The following is a 6,002-nucleotide window of genomic DNA, read 5'->3' on the forward strand; positions in this document are numbered from 1 at the left end:
GGTTGGAGTGGGATTGGGTGGCCGGGTTGGGGTGGGCATTGGGTGGTTGCGCGGGTTACGAGTCGGATCTCGATGACAGGGCTGCTTTCACCAGCGCGCCGAAGGGCGTGGGTTGACCGTTCACTTGCGTTACGCGCGGCCAGTCGGACCAGCTCCACGCTGTCCAGCCGATGTTGCGGGCTTCGAAATAGGCGGCCAGCCGGCGGCCCCATTCGAGGTCCTGATCTTCGCCGCCCCACTCTGCCGCAAAGACCGGTTGGGTTGCCGCGAGATTGCCGAAGCTTTGGTCCCATTGGTCGCCTTTGTTCGGGTAGACATGGGTTGCGTAGACCAGATTCGTTTCGCCGGGTAGGGGACATCCGGTCAGATCGTAGCCCCAGTTTGTGCCTGAAATGAAGATCAAGGCATCGGCGCACACCGAGCGAATCGCGGCTATCATCGGGCGCGCCCAGGCATGCCAGTCGTCGCAGGTCACGAGTCCACTGGCCAGTGGATCGTCCGGCAAGGGATCGTGCGGTTCGTTGAACAGATCGTAGAGAACGGCGGGCTCGCCCGCGTATCTTGCCGCCAGTTGGCGCCACAATTCGATACTGTCGTCGTTGGGTAGAGGCGCTATGAAATTGCGGCTTCCGTCGGCGAAGTGGCCACGGGGCGTAACCGCATCCAGCCATTGCAGATCGAGCAGCGTGTACGCACCATGGCCGGCCGCGCACTCGATCACAAAATCGAGTGCCTTCAGATACCCGGCGGGATCGTAGGCCTCGCGTTTTAGGGCCCACGATTGGTTAAACGGCAGGCGGATGATGTTAGCGCCCCACTCACCGGCGATGGCGGCGATCTCCTCGGCGGTGATGCCGGCTTTGGCAAGCGAACCCGGACTCTCAGGCGAGCCGTATTCGAGCCCGGAGCGGTTCACGCCGCGCAGCAACACCGGCGCCTGATCGCTACTGCGAACGATCCGGTTGCCGCTTACTCGGAGAGGTTCGAGTGAATGCGAGAGAGACATTGCCTGAGTGACTTCTCCTTCACCACGATGGTCTCCGCGATCCGGTCTTCCACCGTGCGCCGGTACGGATGGATGAAGTACTGAGCGAATCCAAAACCGAACTCGAGGGCGGCGGCTCCATAGCCTAGCGCGCGTTCGATGGAATGCCAGAGCGTCATGTGCTCGTGGACCAGTGACACGACGCGAATCCCCATCAGACGCTTGCCCGGCGTCCGGCCGTTGCCGAAGAATGTCGAGAGTCCGAAGTAGAGGACGGGCGTAACGACATTCAGAATGACTTTTCCAAGCTCGTCTTCGCGGCCGATTCTTATATTGACGCTGCTATTGTCGCCATGCGCGACGCGATAGAAGTGAATCGCAAATCCGACACCGGCGGCTGCGATCAATAAGAGAAAAAGTGCGACGACGGCATCGACCGCAAAAGCGATCGCGCGCTGGTAGAACGCCGCGAATTCGACTCCCGTGAGTTCCGCCATGCGCTCCGTCTCACGCGGCTCGTAGGTCCGCAGACGCTTAGGTAAGAGATGACTTTTGATGGCCGTGGGCATCGAAGTTAGCCGGGTCCAGCCAGCGGTCAAACGCCTGCTTCCGCTGCGGCCATTCGGAATCCAGCATAGAATACCATGCGGTGTCGCGATTGCGGCCCTTCACGATCATGTGCTGACGGAAGATGCCTTCGAAGGTAAATCCGAGGCGTAAGGCCGCGCGGCGGGAAGGCTCATTCAGCGCGTTGCACTTCCATTCGTAGCGGCGATAACCGAGGTCTTCGAACACATACCTGGCCATCAGGTACATCGCTTCCGTCGCGCCGGCGGTGCGCTGCAGCTGCGGCGTGTAAAGGATGTTGCCGACTTCGATGACGCGATGCGCCGGTTCAATGCGCAGGTACGATGCGCGGCCGACCGCGCGCTGCGTCTGATTATCGATGATGGCGAAGAACAACGGATCATCCAGCGCGGCCTTCTGGATCAGATGTTCCTGGTACGCGGCGCGATCGGTGAACGGGCCTTCGAACAAGTAGTCCCACAGACGATCGTTCGCCGGACCGCTCGACCCTTCGAACAGAGCGTCACCATGCAACTCCGGATTCAGCGGGACGACCCTAACGGTCCGGCCGGTAAGCGTGACGCGTTCGGGTTTCAACTAGGGTTTCGAATCCTCAGCGAGGGTTGCGGGCACGCGTTCGGAGGGATGCTCCTGCAACTCGCGGTTCAGCTCGCTGAGAACATCGCGCTCGAGACCTCCGTGAACCTGCTCATCCAGACGGCGTAGGGCGACGCCCACGATATCGCGATGCCGCAAGCCTGCCCCAAGACCCTTCTGGCTGAGCTCGAGCCACAAGCGGTGTACCAGATCGACGTCTTCCGGCCACAGCCGCGGGGGATGCGGCCCGAGGTTGAAGTACATGGACTGGTTCGGGTCCGGCATCACGATCTCAAGCGAAAGCGACGGGCGCGGCTCCGGAAGGCACTCCCAAGCCTCGCCGACGAGCTTTCCCTGTTCCGCCGGCGACAAGCGCGGCGAGAGACCGGTGACCAGCCGCGACGACTGCAGATTCTGAGCCGTCTGAACCATGGCCACCCACGGACTGGTGCTGGCGACGGTCAATAGCTCGATGTGTTTGCCGGCCTTCTCCGCAAGAGTAACGGCCTTGGTGAAAACCTGGGTCTCGGCATCCGAGAAGATTTGATCCGCTTCCAGTTCGTGCTCGCCGGATGCCGCCTGCGTCACCAGATGAACCGAAAGCGCGACGATGTCGATCTTGCGCGTATCGGTTTTGGCGAGAACCTTTTCGAGGTGTTCCAGGTGGACCGGATTGCGAACGGCGACCAGGATATTGCCGGGGCGAACCGATATGCGCTCGGCCGTAATCTCGCGATTCGTATCCAGCCGGAACTGCTCCAAATGCGATTGGTCGATGGCTTCGGCCTTGCGGTGGTGATAGCGCTCGGTGAAGTAAAAGATCAGGAAGAACGTGATCGTGAAGATGCCGCCGGCGATGGTAGCCGTCTCTTTAGTGAGAACGTTGATGGCCGCCAGCGTAAACAGGAACGCCGTGATCAACGCCAGTCCGACCGGCCACTCGCGGCCGCCGATGTGGAGGTTGAACGGTACTTTCCAGGCGCGCTGTTCGGGTTTCTTGAAGCGCAAAACCAGGACGGAAAGCGCTTTCATGGCAAAGCTCCAGACGACGCCGAACGCGTACGCTTCGCCGAGCACGTTCACGTCGCCGCGGCTGATGACGATGGTGACGAGTTGCAGGATTACTACCAGGTTGATCAGGCGCGATGTGGTCCCGAAGGTGTGGTGCGGGACGCGGAACCAGTTGGGCAGAACGCCGTCTTCAGCGACACGGTTGAGTACACCATTGGATCCGATGATCGCCGTATTCACCGCTCCCGCGAGGATCAAGACGCCCACCAGAACAACGAAGCCATGGAAGAACAGCTTGAGAATGTTCGGCCCGACCAGGAACATGGACAAGCCGCCGATCAGGTTGTCCAGATACTTGCCGCGCTCGTGATCCGGAATAATCATGACGGCGAAGAAAGAAACCATCGCCGTGAAGATCAGACTATAAAGGAAGATAACGGTGCCGGCGCGCTCCAGGTTTTTCAACTTCGGGGAAGCGATCTCGCGATAGACCTGGGCGAGAGTTTCGAAGCCGCTCATGGCCAGCAGCGAATGCCCAAGGCCAATCAGAATCGCAACGAAAGTGATCTGCGGAGCGATAGTGCCCTTCAACCAGCCGAGAGCGTTCGGGCCGTAATGGATGTTGCTCCGGTCCGGAAGCGGAACGGGGTTGAAGCCTTTCTGCGAAATCGTGAGCAGACACCAGGTAATCAGGATGACGACCATCACCGTCGTGATCTGCATAATCCGCAGAGCCTTTTCGCTGGATTCGTGAATGCCGATGATGTTCTTGCGCCAGAAATAGATCGTTACGATCGCTGCGAATCCGGCCGCGAAATAGGCCGAGGGAACATGCAGCGCGCTGATCTTGTATTGGTCGCCAAGTTCGTTGATCAGGCCGGCCAGGTAGAGCCCGGCGCTGACGCCGCTGATCGGGCCGGTGAGAACATAGTCGAACATCAACGCCGAGACGGAGAACTTAGCGAGAGTTCCGCCCATGGCCTCGTGTACGACTTTGTATACGCCGCCGCGCACGAACATGCTGCAGCTCTCGATGTAAATTGCCCGGACGGCGTACGAGAACAACATGATCGAGAGAATGAACCAGGGAGCGGACTTACCAATCGCGGTTTCCGCAATGCCGCCCGCGTAGTAAGCCGAAGATGCGAGATCGCTTAGGACAATGGCGGCCGCGCGCCAAAATGAAATAAACGACAGCATGACCGTCGTCGCGACGATCACTTTGTTTGCTGTTGAGGGGCCGCCCACTGTGCGGCCGGCTGGAGACGAAGAGGTCGTTCCCACGCGGCCACAAGATTAACATGAGCCCCGAGCGATTGGCGAGACAGATCATTGAAGCGCTACACCGGGCGGGATTTCAGGGCCTCCTGGTGGGTGGCTGCGTGCGCGATCTGCTCCTTGGCTTGAAGCCTAAAGACTGGGATGTTGCGACCGATGCGACGCCGGAAGAGGTGCTGCGTTTGTTTCCCGGATCGAATCTGGTTGGGGCGGCTTTTGGGGTTGTGCTCGTGCGGGAGGGGGATGCTCAGGCGGAGGTCGCGACGTTTCGGACGGACGGCGAGTATACGGATGCGCGACGTCCGGAGGCGGTCCACTTCGAGCGTGATCCGAGGAATGACGCGCTGCGCCGCGACTTCACGATTAATGCGCTGTTTCTGGAGCCGGAGAGCGGCGAGATCCTCGACTTCGTCGGCGGGCGGGCGGATTTGGACGCGGGTGTTATTCGCGCGATCGGCGTTCCGGAGGCGCGATTCCGCGAGGATCACCTTCGATTGCTGCGAGCCATACGGTTTGCAGCGCGACTGAAGTTCGACATCGAAGCGGAAACATGGGAAGCGATTCGCCGTCTTGCACCGGAAGTGAAGACCGTCGCCGCCGAGCGGGTGCGGGACGAACTTACGCGCATCCTGACCGAAGGGGGCGCGCGCCGCGGCTTCGAGATGCTGGATGCGAGCGGGCTGCTGCGCGAGGTTTTACCCGAAGTCGCGGCCATGCACGGAGTGGAGCAACCGCCCGAGTGGCATCCCGAAGGCGACGTCTGGGTGCATACGATGCTCCTGCTCGAGCAACTGGAACACCCGTCGGCGACGCTTGCATGGGCGGCGTTGCTGCACGATGTCGGGAAGCCGCCCACGTTCCGCGCAGCCGATCGGATTCGCTTTGATGGACATGCGGAAGTGGGCACCGAGATCGCACGAAAGATCATGGGCCGCCTGCGGTTCTCGCGTGAAGACGGCGAGCAGGTGGAGCAGTTAGTCGCGAATCATATGAAGTTCAAGGACGTGCGCGCCATGCGGGAGAGCACGCTCAAGCGCTTTGTGCGGCAGCCGAAATTCGACGAGCATTTGGAGTTGCACCGGATCGACTGCATGTCGAGCAACGGGTACACGGAGGCCTATGATTATGTGCGCGGACGGCTTGGGGAATTGACGGCGGAGGAGTTGACGCCGGAACCGTTAGTTACGGGGCGCGATTTGATTGCGGAGGGATATAAGCCTGGCCCGCTGTTCTCGGAGATATTGAGTGCGGTCGAAGATGCGCAACTGGAGGGAATAGTTAGTTCGAGGGAAGAGGCGCTGGAGTTTGTGCGGGGGAGGTTCCGAGTGGGGTCATCGGAGCTGTACTCTTAGATGACAGCACTACGCAAATCGCGTACAGTAAGGGCGGCGTGCGGAAAATCCGGTGGCGAGTGATCTATTACGATCACAGCGATCGTATGCCAATATTCCTCTTGTCCGCGTTTCCGAAGAATCGAAAGGCAAACCTGAGCAGGGCTGAGCGGAACGCAATAAAACGCCTTGTTCCGGCTCTAGTGGCCGGTTCTACGAGAGTCGGTTCTACG

5 protein-coding genes are annotated in these 6,002 nt (G+C 60.2%); 1 reads left to right on the top strand and 4 read right to left on the bottom strand.

Annotation, left to right across the window (positions count from 1 at the left end; all coding sequences use genetic code 11):
- Window positions 1–55: 55 nt before the first annotated feature.
- From H1Y01_RS07450 to H1Y01_RS07465, 4 genes are read right to left on the bottom strand one after another with little or no spacing between them, the layout of a single operon-like run.
- Window positions 56–1,006 (bottom strand): glycoside hydrolase family 5 protein, encoded by a 951-nt coding sequence (locus H1Y01_RS07450; protein ID WP_180539813.1) that lies wholly within the window; start codon window positions 1,004–1,006, stop codon window positions 56–58.
- The gene (locus H1Y01_RS07455) at window positions 970–1,482 is read right to left on the bottom strand and encodes an RDD family protein (protein ID WP_180539814.1); all 513 of its coding nucleotides are present in this window, start codon (window positions 1,480–1,482) and stop codon (window positions 970–972) included. Before H1Y01_RS07455 ends, H1Y01_RS07450 begins: the two co-directional genes overlap by 37 nt.
- A 37-nt stretch (window positions 1,483–1,519) precedes the next feature.
- Entirely contained in the window at window positions 1,520–2,149 is a 630-nt protein-coding gene (locus tag H1Y01_RS07460) for a GNAT family N-acetyltransferase (RefSeq protein ID WP_180539815.1), read from the bottom strand.
- Window positions 2,150–4,360, bottom strand: a complete 2,211-nt coding sequence (locus H1Y01_RS07465; protein WP_180539817.1) for an APC family permease — start codon at window positions 4,358–4,360, stop codon at window positions 2,150–2,152.
- Between the two features lie 116 nt (window positions 4,361–4,476).
- Between H1Y01_RS07465 and H1Y01_RS07470 the strand changes: the two genes are divergently transcribed.
- Window positions 4,477–5,790, top strand: a complete 1,314-nt coding sequence (locus H1Y01_RS07470; RefSeq protein WP_219341360.1) for a CCA tRNA nucleotidyltransferase — start codon at window positions 4,477–4,479, stop codon at window positions 5,788–5,790.
- The last annotated feature ends 212 nt before the right edge of the window (window positions 5,791–6,002 follow it).

Origin of the sequence: Nevskia soli (assembly GCF_903970205.1) — a bacterium.
Classification (GTDB): domain Bacteria; phylum Acidobacteriota; class Terriglobia; order Bryobacterales; family Bryobacteraceae; genus Bog-113.